Here is a 14821-nt window from a genome sequence, read left to right as displayed (position 1 = left end):
GACCGGATCTCACATTGGCCAGCGAAGGTAGACGCACCACGCCAGATGTGCCCACCTACAAGGAGCAGATCGTGAAACGACTGCCAGACTGGATAGTTGTGCCCCTCGTCGCGGTGTTGACCGGCTTTGGTGTCCTCGGCGCTGAAGCTGTGTTCGCGCAACCACCCAACGGCGGCGACGTCGCCGTTACCGCCGTTGTCGCCGCTCTCGATGACGCCGATCTCCAGAAACGGGTGCCAGGCCTATCAGGGATGGGCACCACCACGGGCCGCACGGCCATCGCGGTTCTTGAGGCAGAGTTTCCACACTGCCTCTATGCGTGAACGTGGATTCCCGCGAATGGCCGTGACGCCGCCGGCCAATGAGCTGGGTTGAGCAGCTTCAGGCCGGGGCCGCCACTAGCTGCTGCTGTTCTTGGTCAGCACGAAGATGGGGATTGGCCGCGCCGTACGGCTTTGGTAGCTCGAGTACCGGTTCGAATTGTTCTCGTTCACCAATTGCCACATCTTGGCATAGTCGGCGTCGTCGGGGGTGACACGCCGCGCGGTCACGGCGAATCGCTTAGGGCCGACGTTGATTTCGCATTCCGGGCGCTTGCGCAAGTTGTGGTACCAGCCTGGGTAGCGCTCGTCGCCACCATTGGATGCGACGATCAGATAGGAGTCGCCGTCAATCGCATACGACAGCGAAGTGGTCCGCGCTGCTCCGGTCTTGGCGCCGACCGTGTGCAGCAGCAGGCTCGGGGGACCTCCGGGAATCCGGTGTCCGATCCGCCCTTGGGTCTTGCGGTAGATCTTGTCGTGCAGACGCAAAATCGGTACGCCCACCAGCTTCTCGAACGTCGTGAGGTTGCTCATGGGTTCAGTCTGACTGACTAGCGTCGATCCGCGCCACCGCCTCCCGCAGGATGGCACCGGTCGCTTCCCGGTTGGCGTCGCGGCGCAGCATCATCCCGCGGGCAACCGCCAGTTTGTCTCCAGTGCGTCGTGGCAACACATGCAAGTGAATGTGGAACACCGTCTGAAACGCGGCTGGGCCGTCGTTGATGCCAATGTTCGTTGCGTCGGCCAGTTCCGTGGCGCGTGCGGCGCGAGCGATCAATTGGCCGACGGTGATCATGCCGGCCAAGGTTTCCGGCTGGGTGTCGGTGATGTCCACCGAGTGCCGTTTAGGCAGCACCAGAGTGTGCCCGCGGGTGAACGGTCGGATATCGAGGATCGCGAGATAGCTGTCGTCTTCGTAGATCCGGATCGCCGGGGCCTCGCCAGCGATGATCGCGCAGAACACGCAGGACATGTCGCTACGGTACTGCGGCTGCCGGTTTGCGGCGTGTCTGGCCCGGCCGAGCACGTGCGCGCCGCAGCGGGATACGCTGCCGCCGTGGACCCCCGCGATCTGGCCTTCGTCGGCGCAGCGGCACAGGCGCGGATGCTGGCCGACGGTGAACTCACCGCACCGATGCTGCTCGAGGTATACCTGGAACGGATCGAGCAGTTGGACAGCGAGCTGCGCGCCTACCGTGTGGTGCTCTACGACAGTGCGCGCGAGGAGGCTGCGGCGGCCCAGCAACGCCTCGACGCCGGTGAGCGGTTGCCGTTGCTCGGTGTACCGATTGCGATCAAAGACGACGTCGACCTTGCCGGGCACGTGACAACCTACGGAACCGGGGGACACGGTCCAGCCGTCAACGCGGACGCGGAGATGGTGCGCCGGCTGCGCGCCGCCGGCGCGGTCATCGTCGGCAAGACCAATGTGCCCGAGCTGATGATCATGCCTTTCACCGAGTCCTTGGCTTTCGGCGCCACCCGCAACCCCTGGAATCCTTCTCGCACCCCAGGCGGCAGCAGCGGCGGGAGTGCTTGCGCGGTGGCCGCGGGGCTGGCGCCGGCAGCATTGGGATCGGACGGCGGTGGTTCGATTCGCATCCCGTCGACGTGGTGCGGTTTGTTCGGGCTGAAGCCGCAACGGGACCGAATCTCGCTGGAGCCGCACGACGGTGCCTGGTATGGGCTCAGCGCCAATGGGCCGATCACCCGTTCGGTGATCGACGCGGCGTTGATCCTCGACGCCACGACGACAGTGCCAGGCCCCGAGGGTGGATTCGTTGCCGCGGCGGCACGCGAACCTGGCCGGCTACGAATTGCGTTGAGCACCAAGGTGCCAACTCCGTTGCCGGTCCGGTGTCAGAAGGCGGAGCTGGCCGCAGTCGAGCTGGCGGGTGCGTTGCTTCGCGACTTGGGCCACGACGTCATCGTCCGCGATCCGCGGTATCCGACCTGGACGATCTACGCGAACTACCTTCCGCGATTCCTGCGCGGCATCAGCGACGATGCCGACTCCTTGGCCCACCCCAACCGCCTGGAGGCGCGTACCCGCGCCATAGCGCGCATGGGTTCGTTTCTGTCCGATCGGCGAATGCAGGCCATATGCGCCGCAGAGGCCGCGGTCAGCGATCGGATCCAGTCAATCTTCGACGATGTCGACGTGGTCCTGACGCCGGGCGCGGCGGTGGGCCCGTCTCGCATTGGCGCGTACCAGCGGCGTGGCGCAGTGTCGACGCTGCTGCTGGTCGCACGGCGGGTGCCGTATCTACAGGTCTGGAATCTGACCGGTCAGCCCGCCGCCGTCGTGCCGTGGGATTTCGACGGGGACGGCCTGCCGATGTCGGTGCAGCTCGTCGGCCGCCCGTATGAGGAGGCGACGTTGTTGTCGCTGGCTGCGCAGATCGAAGCCGCCAGGCCGTGGGCGCATCGGCGGCCGCCGGTGTCATGACAGCGAAACCGGCCGCCAGGCGGCTAGTTTCGCTCCCGGGCGCATGACGTGTGCCGGGCTCGTTGACGGCAGCCGTTGGCGAACCTGGTGGCTGACCTGGTTGCTGAGCGGCCCGTCGTGCGCTTCGACGAGTCGGCGGTACAGATCGGCGGCCTTGGCGCCGTTGAAGTAGACCCTCGTGATGGTTGGGTAGCTGTCGAAGAGTTCGGCAAAGTTGTTGGCCACGCAACTTCTCGGATCGATCGCCGAGTCCGCACTGCCTGTGCGGCGGCATCGCCATAGGACATCCCACAGGGCCACACCGTGTGATCGCAGTGCCGCCAGCCGTAGTTCATATGGTCCGTCGGCGTCGAAGCCGAAAAGCTCGCTGGTAATGGGCCAGAACGCGTTTCGCGGGTTGGCGTAGTACTGGCGTGCCCGTAGCGATTGGGCGCTCGGAAAAGAGCCCAGGATCAATACGGTGGCGTGGTCGTCGACAACGGGCGGGAATCCTTGGAGCATTGGTGCGGTCATCGACTCACATAATGTCCTAATCGCGTTAACGTTGGCTGGTGGACGATGATCGGCACCACGGGCACGGCACTGCTGACTCCGAAGTCGACGATTTGGTCGGCGACCTCGACGGTGCGGCGCGTGCGGAGCGCGCCGAACTTGTCGAGTGGTTGCTCGAGCAGGGGATTGCTGCCGAGGAGATCCGGGCTGCGAACCCGCCGCTGTTGCTGGCCACCCGCCATCTCATCGGAGACGACGGGACCTACGTATCCACCCGCGAGATCAGCGAGAATTACGGCGTCGACCTGGACCTGCTGCAGCGAGTGCAGCGCGCTATCGGCCTGGCCAGAGTGGACGACCCGGACGCCGCCGTACACATGCGCGCCGACGGCGAGGCGGCCGCACACGCGCAGCGGTTCGTTGACCTGGGGCTCGACCCTGATCAAATCGTGCTCGTCGTGCGCGTGCTGGCCGAGGGCCTGGCCCATGCTTCCGAGGTCATGCGCTACGTGGCGCTGTCGGCCATCTTGCGCCCGGGAGCTACTGAGTTGGAGATTGCCAAGGCGTCGACGACCCTGCTGAGTCAAGTCACGCCGATGCTGGGCCCGATGGTTCAGGACATGCTGTTCATGCAGCTACGGCACACGATGGAGACCGAGGCCGTCAATGCCGGAGAGCGAGCCGCCGGCAAACCCCTGCCGGGAGCGCGCCAGGTGAGCGTCGCCTTCGCCGACCTCGTTGGCTTCACGCCGCTGGGCGAGGCGGTTTCTGCCGAAGAGCTGGGTCAGCTCGCCGGCCGGCTGGCGGACCTGGCCCGTGATGTGACGGCTCCGCCGGTGCGATTCATCAAGACCATCGGAGATGCGGTGATGTTGGTCTGTCCCGATCCGGCGCCATTGCTGGATACCGTCCTGGAGCTGGTCGACGCCGTCGACGCCGACGATGCTTTTCCGCCGCTACGATCCGGAGTCGCCTCTGGCATGGCGGTGAGCCGGGCCGGCGACTGGTTCGGCAGTCCGGTGAACGTGGCAAGCCGGGTCACCGGAGTCGCGCGGCCGGGCGCGGTGTTGGTCGCCGAATCAGTATGCGAGGCCCTGGCCGATACGGCCGATACGGCCGATACGGCCGATGGCGCTGGGTTGGCTGACTTCCGGTGGTCGTATGCGGGCTCGCGCCGGCTGAAGGGCATCAAGAATGACGTCAAGCTGTATCGGGTTAGGCGAGGTTCGGCGACGGCTGGCGCTGCGAGTGCCTCTCCTGCTCCCCACGAGGGCGATTCGCCCGGCGCGTCGTCATAAGTGGGACCTCGACACCGTTCGCTGCCGGTGAACTACCTTCCCTTACATATAGAACAATGTAATCATGTAATCATGAAGCACCATCACCTGCACGGACGTCGTTACAGTCGCGCTGGAGGCTGGCAACAGGCACAGCAACCCGACGCCAGCGGCGCGGCCGAATGGTTCGCCGGACGGCTCCCCGAAGATTGGTTCGACGGCGATCCAACGGTCATCGTCGACCGCGAAGAGATCACGGTCATCGGCAAGCTGGCCGAATCCGAGAATTCCGACAAAGACGAATCCGCGGCGCGCGCCGAAGGCCGGGTCTCGCGGTTCCGCGAAGAAACCCGGGCAGAACGGATAGACATCGCCGACGAGGCGCAGGACCGCTACGGCCGCAAGGTTTCCTGGGGCGTTGACGTCGGCTCCGGCTCCGGCACCGAGCGAGTCTTGTTCACTCACATCGCGGTTCCGGTGATGACGCGCTTGAAGCAGCCAGAGCGCCAGGTATTGGACACACTGGTCGACGCCGGCGTCGCACGTTCACGAGCCGACGCGCTCGCGTGGTCGGTGAAGTTGGTGGGGGAGCACGCCGAGGAGTGGCTGGCAAAGCTACGAACGGCCATGTCCGCGGTCGACGACCTGCGTGCGCAGGGTCCCGATCTTGCGGATTGAGAAACGCTTTCGTCCCTCAGCAAGTCACCGATCTACTGCGATTCCTGGTTGACGTTCTCGACCATTTTTTCGGCGATCTCGCCAGCTTGATTGGTGATGTGAAACCCGCACGCATTGACCTCGACGATCACATTGTTCGCCGCGCTCATGGCGCGTTGGCACTCCCAGCCGTCGGCGCCTTCCTGGGTGTCCACGACCGTGATGGCCGCGGGGCCGCCCCGGACTTCGGAAAACGTCCATCGATACGTTTTGCCCTTGTTGGTGACGGTGACCGTCTTTCCTGCACAGCGCTTCCACGTGCGCAGCGACGTCTGCAGGAACGCGTTGGCTTTGTCCGCCGAGGTAAAGGTCACCGCGGCCTGGTTGACCCAGTGGTCGTAGTTGTCTCCCGGCTCGGATGACACGAGGCCGCTGACTCCGGTATAGCCGCTGCCCGCGTAGACCGGATCCTGGGTCGTATAGAGCGCTCCTTGGCACTCCGGCGCCGACAACGTTACCGGCGAGGCGTCCATCGACGTGATGGGCTTCCCGGGCTTCATCGACGACGAGCCCATCACGGAGTTGATTTCCGCCGTGCCCAGCAGGAGCGCGCTCAGACGCTCTTCCGCCACGGGTTTGGGCGGCGGCGTCGGTTTAGGTCGGGTGATCATCCAGATGCCTACGCCGCCGACGACGAACACCAACACAACGGCCACCGCTGCAGCGGCGATCCAGGGCAACCTCTTGGCTGGTGCCGGCGGCTGATCCCAGGATGACGGACCGCCGGGCTGTGGTGGCGGCGGTGTCTTGGGTGGGGTGCCGCTCCAGCTGCCGCCCTGGTACTGCGGCGGGGTGGTGGGGGGCGGGCTCACCGCTGGCATTGGACCGCTCCCTGGAGCCCAGCCGGGCGGACCGGGCGGCGTCTGCTGCGGCATCGCCCGGGACCGGCCCGGGGGGCGGGCAGGTCGGGCGGGTCCCGCAGATCTGCTGGGTCCCGAACTGGCCGCGGGCGGGTAGGGCGCCCGCGGCGGCTGGACGGGTGTAGATCGTGGCGGACCCGCCGCGCGCGGGGGCGCAGCCATACCGGGCGCCATTCCGGTAGCCGGCAGGGTCGGTGCCGGCGGGACCTTGGTGGGTGCCGGCAGGGTGGACTCTTGGCTGCGGCGCACGATGTCGTCGGCGTGGTCCTGGTCGGGGGTGCTGAGCGCGTCGTGCGCGGCCAGCGCCAGATCACCAGTGCTGGCGAAGCGGTCCTCGGGCTTTTTGGCCATGCCGCGCGAGATCACCGTGTCGAAGGCTTTCGGGATGCCCGCGCGCAGGGTGCTGGGCTGCGGGATTGGATCCATGAGGTGGGCGGTGACCAGCATGCTGGCGCTGTCCGCGCGGTAGGGCGGGGCGCCGGTCAGGCATTCATGCAGCACGCACGCCAGTGCGTAGACATCGGCGCGGTGGGTCACCTGCTTGTTGGAAAACCGTTCCGGGGCCATGTATTTCCAGGTGCCCACGGCGGTGCCCAACTGAGTGAGCTTCTCGTCGTCGGTGGCGCTGGCGATGCCGAAGTCCACAAGGTAGGCGAAGTCGTCCGGGGTCACCAGGATGTTTTGCGGTTTGACGTCGCGGTGCATCACTCCATCGGCGTGGGCGGCGTCGAGGGCTGAGGCGATTTGGGTGATGATGGCGACCGCGCGCGGCGGGGTCAGTGGTCCGTAGCGTTTGAGGATGTTGTCGAGGTCGGTGCCTTCGATGAGGCGCATTTCCAGGAAGAGTTGCCCGTCGATTTCGCCGTAGTCGTGGATGGGCACGACGTGGGGTTCCTGCAACCGGCCGGCGGTACGGGCTTCGCGCTTCATGCGCTTGCGAAACACCGGGTCCTTGCTGAAGGTTTCCGACATCAGCTTGATCGCGACGGTCCATTCTTTGACCGTGTGCTCGGCCTCGTAGACCTCGCCCATCCCGCCGCGGCCCAGCAGGCGTTTGAGGTGGTAGGGACCAAACATCGACCCCACACGAGAGTCCTGCGCGTCGCTCATCGCTAGATCCTCCCAACCAACCTCCGATGCCGCCGACACTATCAACAGCCTTTAGGCACCGCACCGAGCGCAATTGCCCCCAATAAGCACATCAATCCTCGGAAGGAGCGCGCCCCTGCTCGCTGATTGGGTCACCTACCCGCTCGGCGTTGGCTCTCACGTTGCCTGAGCCGTATCGCGAGCAGGGCTACCATGACGATCGCCTGGACAGCGCACGCGCCCGCGGCGAAAAGCCAGCTGCTGGCCTGGTAATTCCACATGGGGTCTTGGTCGGCACCCGCGGTCCGGCGCAGGTCGTTAAGGTCGACGGTCGATGCGGCCATCGCGTAGGCCCAGCGCGATGGGGACAGCCACGCCAATTGCTCGAGGGGCGGTCGGCCCACGACTTCGAACATCCCACCGCAGAGCACGAGTTGGGCCATGACCACCAGCACCAACGCCGGCATGCCGCGATCGGCATTGCCGATCATGGCTGAAATCAACAGGCCGATCACCATGGAGACCACGGTGACCGCGACGACCGCTATTGCCACTTCGAGCCGCGGCCACACCAGCACCAGTGCTTGATCGGGTCCGGGCAGGAACGCTACCCCGAGAAACCCCAGAATCAGTCCCTGCAGGCTGGTCAGCGCCGACAGGACTACCAACTTGGATGCCAGATAAGCGCCCCGCGACAACCCGATGCCGTGCTCGCGGCGATAGATCGCCTGTTCTTTGACGATTTCGCGGATGGAGGCGGCGCAGCCCATGAGCGCACCCCCGATGATCAGCAGCACCAACAACTGCGAGGGCTGTGTCGACTCTTGCTCGATGGCTTTGGTCAGCGAGAGTCCGACGTTGCCCGGAACGGCGTGCGCGAACACGCTTAACAGCAGCGGCAGTGCCAGCAGAAATAGCGAATACTGGCGGTCGGCCGCGATGACAGCCAAATACCGTCTGCACAAGACGGCGAACTGGGCAAACGGGCTTTGCTGGGCCACGGCTGGTCGTGCCGACGCATCCGAAAGCTGAGCCGGACGCTCGCGTGCGGGCCGAGCGAGGGCGTCGTGGAGGCGCGAGGCTTGGAACCGGCCGGTCCAGTCGGTGGCGGTATCGCGTTCGAGCAGGGTGAACAGGTCGGCGAAGTCGGCGCAGTTGAAGTAGCGCAGCGCCTCTTGGGGTGGACCGAAATACGCCAGTCGACCACCGGGGGCCAAAATGAGCAACCGGTCACAGATCTTCAGCTGAGCGGTGCTGTGGGTCACGACCACCACCGAGCGACCGTCGTCGGCCAACGAGCGAAGGGTCTGCATGACCGATTTCTCATACCCTGGGTCGAGGCCAGACGTGGGTTCGTCGAGGAACAGCAGCGACGGTTTGGTCAGCAACTCCAGTGCGACGCTGGTGCGTTTGCGCTGACCGCCTGACAGACTGTCGATGCGTTGATCGGCCTGTGCGGCCAAACCGAGTTCTGACAGCACCTCCGCGACGCGTTGCTCGCGTTCGGTGGCGGACACGTCCTGGGGAAAGCGAAGCTGCGCAGCGTAATTTAGCGCTCGCCGCACCGTCAACGGGGTGTGCAGGATGTCGTCCTGCGGCACGAACCCGATCCTGTGTCGCAGTTGTGCGTAGTTGTCGTAGAGGTCGCGCTCGTCGTAGCGCACGCTGCCGCTGTCGGCGGGGCGGAATCCGGTGAGGGCGCCAAGCAGGGTCGATTTTCCGGCGCCGCTTGGGCCTACCACCGCCAGCAGGCTGCGCTGCGGAAGGACGAAGCCCACGTCGGCCAACAACACGCGGCCCTTCTTGCCGACCACCCGTAGGTTTGCGGCCTCGTACGCGACATCGCCGGTGTCGGCGTACTCCACGAGGCGATCGCCGGATAGGTGCAATAGCTGGTGGCCGATGCCCACGATGTCGTTGGGTCCGATGAGCGCTCGGTCGATCCGGGCACCGTTGACATAGGTGCCGTTGGCGCTGCTGTTGTCCGCGAGCTCCCATTGGCTTCCGGTGCGGCGGAGTACGGCGTGCCGGCGAGAAACCAGCAGGTCGTCGAGGACCACGTCGTTGTCGGGTGCGCGACCGATTGTCACGATCAACTGGTCGATGGTGTAGACCGCGGTCGGCGGCCGGGCGACCGTCGTTGCGTCCGATCGTCGCTCTGGTTCGGCGACTGTAGGTCCAGTGGGAGCAGCGGGAGGCGGGACGATCGGGTTGAGGTGCAGCTGCTGACCGGACGACGCCGAACCGAGCGTTACGGTGATCGGTTCAGCGATCGATAGCCGCTCTACCCGCTGGCCATTGATGAACATGCCATTGGCGCTGCGGTTCACCAGGACCCAACCCGCAGGCGTCGTCTCCAGCACTGCATGCTCGCGTGATACCCGCGGATTGTCCAAGTGAATGTCGGCTTCGCTGGACCGGCCGATGGTCCAGGAGCGCCCGGCCATCGCGTGCCAGATACGCCCGGCGGCGCGCAACTCCAGTCGGGCTGGATGGGGAGCGACCATATCGGCCGTGTCGTCCATTGGTGGCCTCCGTGCGTCTGCGCAGCTTCCGCCGAACCGTGCCTGTGACAAGGCTAGACAAGGATGCAGGGTCCACCAGCTTGGGGAGCACCGCCGGCACCGGGTGGTGTGCGAGTCCCTGATTTGTCGCCGGGCTAGCTGGGTGCACTGCCTTGATCAGCCATATTTCGCCCACCAGTCGTGTAGTTCATCGAGTGTGGCGGGGTCGCCGAAGACGTCGCTGAGCGTCAGCTTCGTCTCGTTGGTCCACACGACGTTCGGGTGGTCCTTGTAGGTTCCGCAGGCGATCATGCCCGCTGTCACGTCTGGGTTTTGGTTGTAATGCCAGCCATCCGGCGACGGTCCTTCGCCCGGACAGTTCAGCAAATCCACCGCGGCGATGTCGTCGTCGAACGCCTTTTTCAGCTGGTCCGTGTCGGTGAACAAACCATAGACCGCGCGACTGGGGCCTCCTTGGTAGGTGTTTTGGCCACAGTCGAACATCGCCACCGCATTCACCCATATGCTGTCCGGTTTCGGAGTGGTCGGTTTGCAGGTGCCGGCGGGGTAGCCCGAAGGCAGCAGGCTGAGGAGCTTGTTCTGCAGATTGCTCGACGGGGTCGTCGTCGTGGATTCCGGTGAGGTGGATATCGGCGTCGTGCCGCTATCCGCGGTCTGCCGATCGCCACGCCTCGTGGCGATCCACACGCCGATCGCGCCGACCACCAGGACGAGTACGAGCGCCGCGGCGACGGCGATGGCGATGATGGGCCACGGGCTGCGTTTGCCTGGTGGTGACGGCTGATTCCAGGAGGAGGCCCCGCCGTGCTGCGGTGGCGTGGGTGTGTTGGGCGGCGTGCCGCCCCAGCTGCCACCTTGGTAGTACTGGGGGGTCGGGGTGGGTGGGCTCACCGCCGGCATCGGGCCGCTCCCGGGAGTCCAGCCAGACTGGCCGGGTGGTGAAGATTGCGGCATCGGGCCAGAAGTCGCGGGGTCGCCGTAGGACTGCGCCGGCGGATACACCCCGGGCGGAGTTGGCGGGGTCGTCGCGGGCATGGTCGGCGGCTGCGGGGCAGCCGCCGCGGTGCCGGGCAGGGTGGATTCTTGGCTGCGGCGCACGATGTCCGCGGCGTGGTCCTGGTCGGGGGTGCTGAGCGCGTCGTGCGCGGCCAGCGCCAGATCACCAGCGCTGGCGAAGCGGTCCTCGGGCTTTTTGGCCATACCGCGCGAGATCACCGTGTCGAAGGCCTTCGGGATGCCCGCGCGCACGGTGCTGGGCTGCGGGATCGGATCCATGAGGTGGGCGGTGACCAGCATGCTGGCGCTGTCCGCGCGGTAGGGCGGGGCGCCGGTCAGGCACTCGTGCAGCACGCACGCCAGTGCGTAGACATCGGCGCGGTAGGTCACTTCGTCGTTGGAAAACCGTTCCGGGGCCATGTATTTCCAGGTGCCCACCGCGGTGCCCAACTGAGTCAGCTTCTCGTCGCCGGTGGCGCTGGCGATGCCGAAGTCCACAAGGTAGGCGAAGTCGTCCGGGGTCACCAGGATGTTTTGCGGTTTGACGTCGCGGTGCATCACTCCATCAGCGTGGGCGGCGTCGAGGGCTGAGGCCATTTGGGTGATGATGGCGACCGCGCGGGGCGGGGTCAGTGGTCCGTAGCGTTTGAGGACGCTGTCGAGGTCGGTGCCTTCGACGAGGCGCATTTCCAGGAAGAGTTGCCCGTCGATTTCGCCGTAGTCGTGGATGGGCACGACGTGGGGTTCCTGCAACCGGCCGGCAGTACGGGCTTCGCGCTTCATCCGCTCACGAAACACCGGGTCCTTGCTGAACTCCGCGGTCATCAGCTTGACCGCGACCGTCCATTCTTTGACCGTGTGCTCGGCCTCGTAGACCTCGCCCATCCCGCCGCGGCCCAGCAGCCGTTTGAGGTGGTAGGGACCAAACATCGATCCCACGCGAGAGTCCTGCGCGTCGCTCATCGCTCGTTTCCTCCCAACCAACCCGCAATGCCGCCGACACTATCAACAGCGACTTGGCATCGCATCGGCCGTCGCCCGGGTCCAGCAACCATGACGTTATGCGCTTGCCGGCGCCAGCGCATGAAATCCGCCACATCGCGCGTCGCCTTCCTACGCTGCACCCGGGCGGTGGTGGCTACCCACTACGTGCGCTGCGGGATTGTCACGAAAAGTCTTGTGGCGATTCGCCTTGTGGCGATCAGCAACACGCTGCCGGTTGTCCTGTTCGGCTTGATCAGGCCCGGCAACAGGGAGAAGCATTGCGCAGCAGCATCATCCATCGACACGTGTAGCGGACCGCGCGGTGATCTGGAAGGTGAACTCGTGGTCGCAGATGCGGATGTGGTCGCCATTGTTGAGGGTGGCGGCGGAGCGGATCCGCTGGTGCTCGACATGCACTCCGTTCGACGACCGGAGGTCGTTGATGATGTAGTTGGTACCCGTATCGACGATGACAGCGTGGTGGCGGCTGACGTTCGGGCTGTTCAGCACGATGTCGTTGTCGTGAAGACGCCCGATCCTGGTGGCCGCGGATTGCAGTGGGTGATCGCGACCCGAAGCCACGTCGTGCAGGAAGGCTTCGGCCAGCTGGCCCGACACCCTGGTGTATTCATCGAGCGCCGTGACGGTGTCCGCGGCGGTGGTCTGTGCGGTTTTCTTCACGTCCAGCGGTTCCTGACGCAGGATCCGTTCGTGGAGTTCGCGCAGTGTATGGCCGGGGTCGATGCCGAGATCGTCACTCAGTGTTGCCTTGACCCGGCGATAGGCGCCCAGGGCGTCGGATTGCCGGTCGGTGAGATAGTAGGCGGTGATCAGCTGTGTCCATAGCGGCTCTCGGTAGGGGTCTTCGGCCGTCAGAGTTTCAAGTTCGGTGATCACCGCCGCCGCCCGGCCACAAGCGATTTCGGCTTCCGCCTTGGCGGTGTGCGCCAGAATTTTTTCCTCTACCAACGCGGTCGCGAAGACGTCGACGAACTGGAAGTCGCGCAGGTCGTCAAGCACCGGTCCACGCCATTCGGCCAGTGCCGCCGACAGGTGGCGGCTGGCCAGTTCGAACCGGCCGGCAGCCGCAGCGTGTACGCCAGCGTTCTTCTCGGCGAGGAACCGCCCCTGATCGCAGGTGCTCTCGGCGATACTGAGTCGATAGCCCGGCGGCGCCGCGGCCAACAATGCCCGCGGGTCACCCACCGCGCCGCCAAGCAGCTTGCGCAGATTGGACACATACGAATGGATACTTGCCCTTGCCCCCGAAGGGGGCTTCCCCTCCCATAGGGCCGTGATGAGGGCGTCGACGCCGACCGGTCTGTTGCGGTTGATGACCAGCATGGCCAGCACGGCCCGCTGTTTGGGTGTGCCCAGCGGCGCCGGCGCGCCGCCAACGCTCATCTCCAACGGCCCGAGCAGACCGAACTCGAGATGCTGTTCCGGCATTGCACTACCAGCCATTCCGGGTCCTCTGTGACTTCATCATCACGGTGCCAACACGGTGTCGTTGCTTGTCATTGTGGTACGAAGTGTGCCGATCCGGTAACAACCGGGATGCCGGCACGCCGTCGAGCTTCTTCGATGCCGCGGTCGACAATTGCGCTCGCTCTTACTCGTCGCGCGTCCCTGGTGAGCAGGATGGCTGAAACACCCACGCCACCAAGATAATTGTTGATATCGGACGCAAGCTCTATTGGTGGTCAGCCGAACACGCCAGCGGAGGCGGACGATCGACATTGGGGAGGCGCCGACGGGCCGGCACGGCCGAGCAGCGCCGGACTGCCGAACTCGACGTAGATCAGTTGCAGGCCCAGGTGTCGATATAGCCACCGCCGAGCTTGCTCAAAGCGTCTTTCATGGCCGAGATCAGCGTTGGTCCGACGCCGCCCTGAAACGCCTCGCCATCGGCGGCGACGGCACCGCACTGGGTGAAGCTCGTGAGCACCTTGCAGTCGGAATAGCCACACGACTTGACCGCGGTGGCTTCAGCCGCGGCGCGAGTTGGGTAGTCCCACGATCGGCCCCATGAGCCGTTGCCAGAGTAGGCAATCGCGCCGTAATTGTCAGCGGCACCTGCGGCGGGAGCAAGCCCCGCGGCCAGCGCGGTGAGAGTAGCCGCGCCCGCGACGGCCACCGTGAACCGCCGCCGACGGGTAATCATCGTCGTCAATGGTGCGTCCTTTCCGAGTGCCGGCGGTCCGGCGGTTTCAACGGTTTGCGATCAACTGCTGCGACGCCTACCACGGTGGCTATGTCGGTTTGGTGGCGGTGACCTGTTTGCCCCAGTCGGACATCACCAATGTCACCGACGTGTTCGCCGTTGGGACGATCTCGATCTGGACTAGGTGAGACGATCCGTCCGTCGCGATCCAGACGGTGGTGGGCACTGTCTCGACGTTTTCCGAGGTCAACCGTGACCCGGCGAGCGTAGCGATGTCGTCCGCCGAAGACTCCCCGGTGATCTTGGTGGTGGACACCCCGTTCACCTGCTCGCTGCCGGCGACTGATCCGTCCTTGAGGTTGGCCAGCAAGTTGGCCAGGCCTTTGTCGGGGTCGAGGAGCACCGACACGTTGTAGATCGAGGCGCCGTTCCCGAAATCGGTGTAGGTGCCGGGCTGCCCCAGATCGGAGTACAGATGACCGTCGACGTAGACGAACTTGGCGTCTTCTTTCTTGTCGCTGCCGACCAGCATGGTCGCGCTCCCGGTTGCGACCGTTTGCGGCGTGTTGGAGATATCGCCCTCCAGCTTGGTCACCCGGAGATTTGGCACGTCGCCGTCGACCGTGAGGCTGACGTGCATCCCGGTGACTTTTCGCATGGCATCGGCGGCCTGGTTGAGCATTGTGGTGGCGTCGCCGGTGGATGCGGTGGCGGCCGTGCCCGTCGTTGGCCCGGAGGCGCCGGAGCCGTCGTCACTGGAGCAGCCGCCGATGGCGAGCACGAGGGCTAGTGCTGCGATGGCGGCAAGAGTACGAGGCGCAAGCTTCATCGGAATCTCCCTGTGTTGGCCCACGGGCTGTGTACTGCATAGCAATTGCCGAGCAGCGTAGTCAACAGCCAGATGCTCAGCTCAAACGACCGGGATCCCCGCGGCCCGAGTGGATC

Annotated in this window: 13 protein-coding genes; 4 read left to right on the top strand and 9 right to left on the bottom strand. The window is 65.3% G+C overall.

The window, feature by feature from the left end:
- Window positions 1–71 precede the first annotated feature (71 nt).
- Window positions 72–323: a hypothetical protein gene (locus F6B93_RS16700; RefSeq protein WP_211696071.1), complete on the top strand. Its 252-nt coding sequence runs from the start codon at window positions 72–74 to the stop codon at window positions 321–323.
- 75 nt (window positions 324–398) lie between these two features.
- Here the strand turns inward: F6B93_RS16700 and F6B93_RS16695 are convergent, their stop codons facing one another.
- Window positions 399–857 (bottom strand): nitroreductase family deazaflavin-dependent oxidoreductase, encoded by a 459-nt coding sequence (locus tag F6B93_RS16695; RefSeq protein ID WP_211696070.1) that lies wholly within the window; start codon window positions 855–857, stop codon window positions 399–401.
- Between the two features lie 4 nt (window positions 858–861).
- On the bottom strand, window positions 862–1296 hold the full coding sequence (locus tag F6B93_RS16690) for an HIT family protein (RefSeq protein ID WP_211696069.1): 435 nt from the start codon (window positions 1294–1296) through the stop codon (window positions 862–864).
- 84 nt (window positions 1297–1380) lie between these two features.
- Here F6B93_RS16690 and F6B93_RS16685 point away from each other — a divergent pair, with 84 nt between their 5' ends.
- Window positions 1381–2772 carry an amidase gene (locus F6B93_RS16685; RefSeq protein WP_211696068.1) on the top strand — a complete coding sequence of 464 codons (1392 nt, stop codon included), beginning with the start codon at window positions 1381–1383 and terminating at the stop codon, window positions 2770–2772.
- Here the strand turns inward: F6B93_RS16685 and F6B93_RS16680 are convergent.
- Complete coding sequence (locus F6B93_RS16680; RefSeq protein WP_211696067.1) at window positions 2767–3285, bottom strand: DNA-deoxyinosine glycosylase; 519 nt, start codon at window positions 3283–3285, stop codon at window positions 2767–2769. The two genes, F6B93_RS16685 and F6B93_RS16680, sit on opposite strands and share 6 nt — an antisense overlap.
- 38 nt (window positions 3286–3323) lie before the next feature.
- Between F6B93_RS16680 and F6B93_RS16675 the strand changes: the two genes are divergently transcribed.
- On the top strand, window positions 3324–4562 hold the full coding sequence (locus tag F6B93_RS16675) for an adenylate/guanylate cyclase domain-containing protein (protein ID WP_211696066.1): 1239 nt from the start codon (window positions 3324–3326) through the stop codon (window positions 4560–4562).
- Between the two features lie 72 nt (window positions 4563–4634).
- The gene (locus F6B93_RS16670; protein ID WP_246541150.1) at window positions 4635–5219 is read left to right on the top strand and encodes a hypothetical protein; all 585 of its coding nucleotides are present in this window, start codon (window positions 4635–4637) and stop codon (window positions 5217–5219) included.
- 32 nt (window positions 5220–5251) lie between these two features.
- On the opposite strand, the gene F6B93_RS16665 is transcribed toward F6B93_RS16670, so the two are convergent.
- The 6 genes from F6B93_RS16665 to F6B93_RS16640 all read right to left on the bottom strand — a co-directional run bounded on the left by F6B93_RS16665 (window position 5252) and on the right by F6B93_RS16640 (window position 14705).
- Window positions 5252–7228, bottom strand: coding sequence for a serine/threonine-protein kinase PknH/PknJ (locus F6B93_RS16665; protein WP_211696064.1), 1977 nt, complete (start codon window positions 7226–7228; stop codon window positions 5252–5254).
- A gap of 131 nt (window positions 7229–7359) precedes the next feature.
- A complete protein-coding gene (locus F6B93_RS16660; RefSeq protein ID WP_211696063.1) occupies window positions 7360–9732 on the bottom strand; it encodes an FHA domain-containing protein in 2373 nt (790 codons plus the stop codon).
- Window positions 9733–9888: 156 nt separating this feature from the next.
- A complete protein-coding gene (locus F6B93_RS16655) occupies window positions 9889–11691 on the bottom strand; it encodes a serine/threonine-protein kinase (RefSeq protein WP_211696062.1) in 1803 nt (600 codons plus the stop codon).
- A gap of 312 nt (window positions 11692–12003) precedes the next feature.
- Window positions 12004–13176 carry an ATPase/transcriptional regulator EmbR gene (embR, locus tag F6B93_RS16650; RefSeq protein ID WP_211696061.1) on the bottom strand — a complete coding sequence of 391 codons (1173 nt, stop codon included), beginning with the start codon at window positions 13174–13176 and terminating at the stop codon, window positions 12004–12006.
- Between the two features lie 337 nt (window positions 13177–13513).
- The gene (locus F6B93_RS16645) at window positions 13514–13885 is read right to left on the bottom strand and encodes a DUF4189 domain-containing protein (RefSeq protein WP_211696060.1); all 372 of its coding nucleotides are present in this window, start codon (window positions 13883–13885) and stop codon (window positions 13514–13516) included.
- A gap of 79 nt (window positions 13886–13964) precedes the next feature.
- Entirely contained in the window at window positions 13965–14705 is a 741-nt protein-coding gene (locus F6B93_RS16640) for an LppX_LprAFG lipoprotein (RefSeq protein WP_211696059.1), read from the bottom strand.
- Between the last annotated feature and the right edge of the window lie 116 nt (window positions 14706–14821).

Origin of the sequence: Mycobacterium spongiae (assembly GCF_018278905.1) — a bacterium.
GTDB classification, from domain to species: Bacteria; Actinomycetota; Actinomycetes; order Mycobacteriales; family Mycobacteriaceae; genus Mycobacterium; species Mycobacterium spongiae.
This window is presented reverse-complemented; position numbering and strand designations above follow the sequence as displayed.

Coding starts and splice junctions, on each gene's coding strand:
- F6B93_RS16695 (WP_211696070.1), bottom strand. CDS start 857: ATGAGCAACCTCACGACGTTCGAGAAGCTGGTGGGCGTACCGATTTTG.
- F6B93_RS16690 (WP_211696069.1), bottom strand. CDS start 1,296: ATGTCCTGCGTGTTCTGCGCGATCATCGCTGGCGAGGCCCCGGCGATC.
- F6B93_RS16680 (WP_211696067.1), bottom strand. CDS start 3,285: ATGACCGCACCAATGCTCCAAGGATTCCCGCCCGTTGTCGACGACCAC.
- F6B93_RS16670 (WP_246541150.1), top strand. CDS start 4,635: ATGAAGCACCATCACCTGCACGGACGTCGTTACAGTCGCGCTGGAGGC.
- F6B93_RS16665 (WP_211696064.1), bottom strand. CDS start 7,228: ATGAGCGACGCGCAGGACTCTCGTGTGGGGTCGATGTTTGGTCCCTAC.
- F6B93_RS16660 (WP_211696063.1), bottom strand. CDS start 9,732: ATGGACGACACGGCCGATATGGTCGCTCCCCATCCAGCCCGACTGGAG.
- F6B93_RS16655 (WP_211696062.1), bottom strand. CDS start 11,691: ATGAGCGACGCGCAGGACTCTCGCGTGGGATCGATGTTTGGTCCCTAC.
- embR (WP_211696061.1), bottom strand. CDS start 13,176: ATGGCTGGTAGTGCAATGCCGGAACAGCATCTCGAGTTCGGTCTGCTC.
- F6B93_RS16640 (WP_211696059.1), bottom strand. CDS start 14,705: ATGAAGCTTGCGCCTCGTACTCTTGCCGCCATCGCAGCACTAGCCCTC.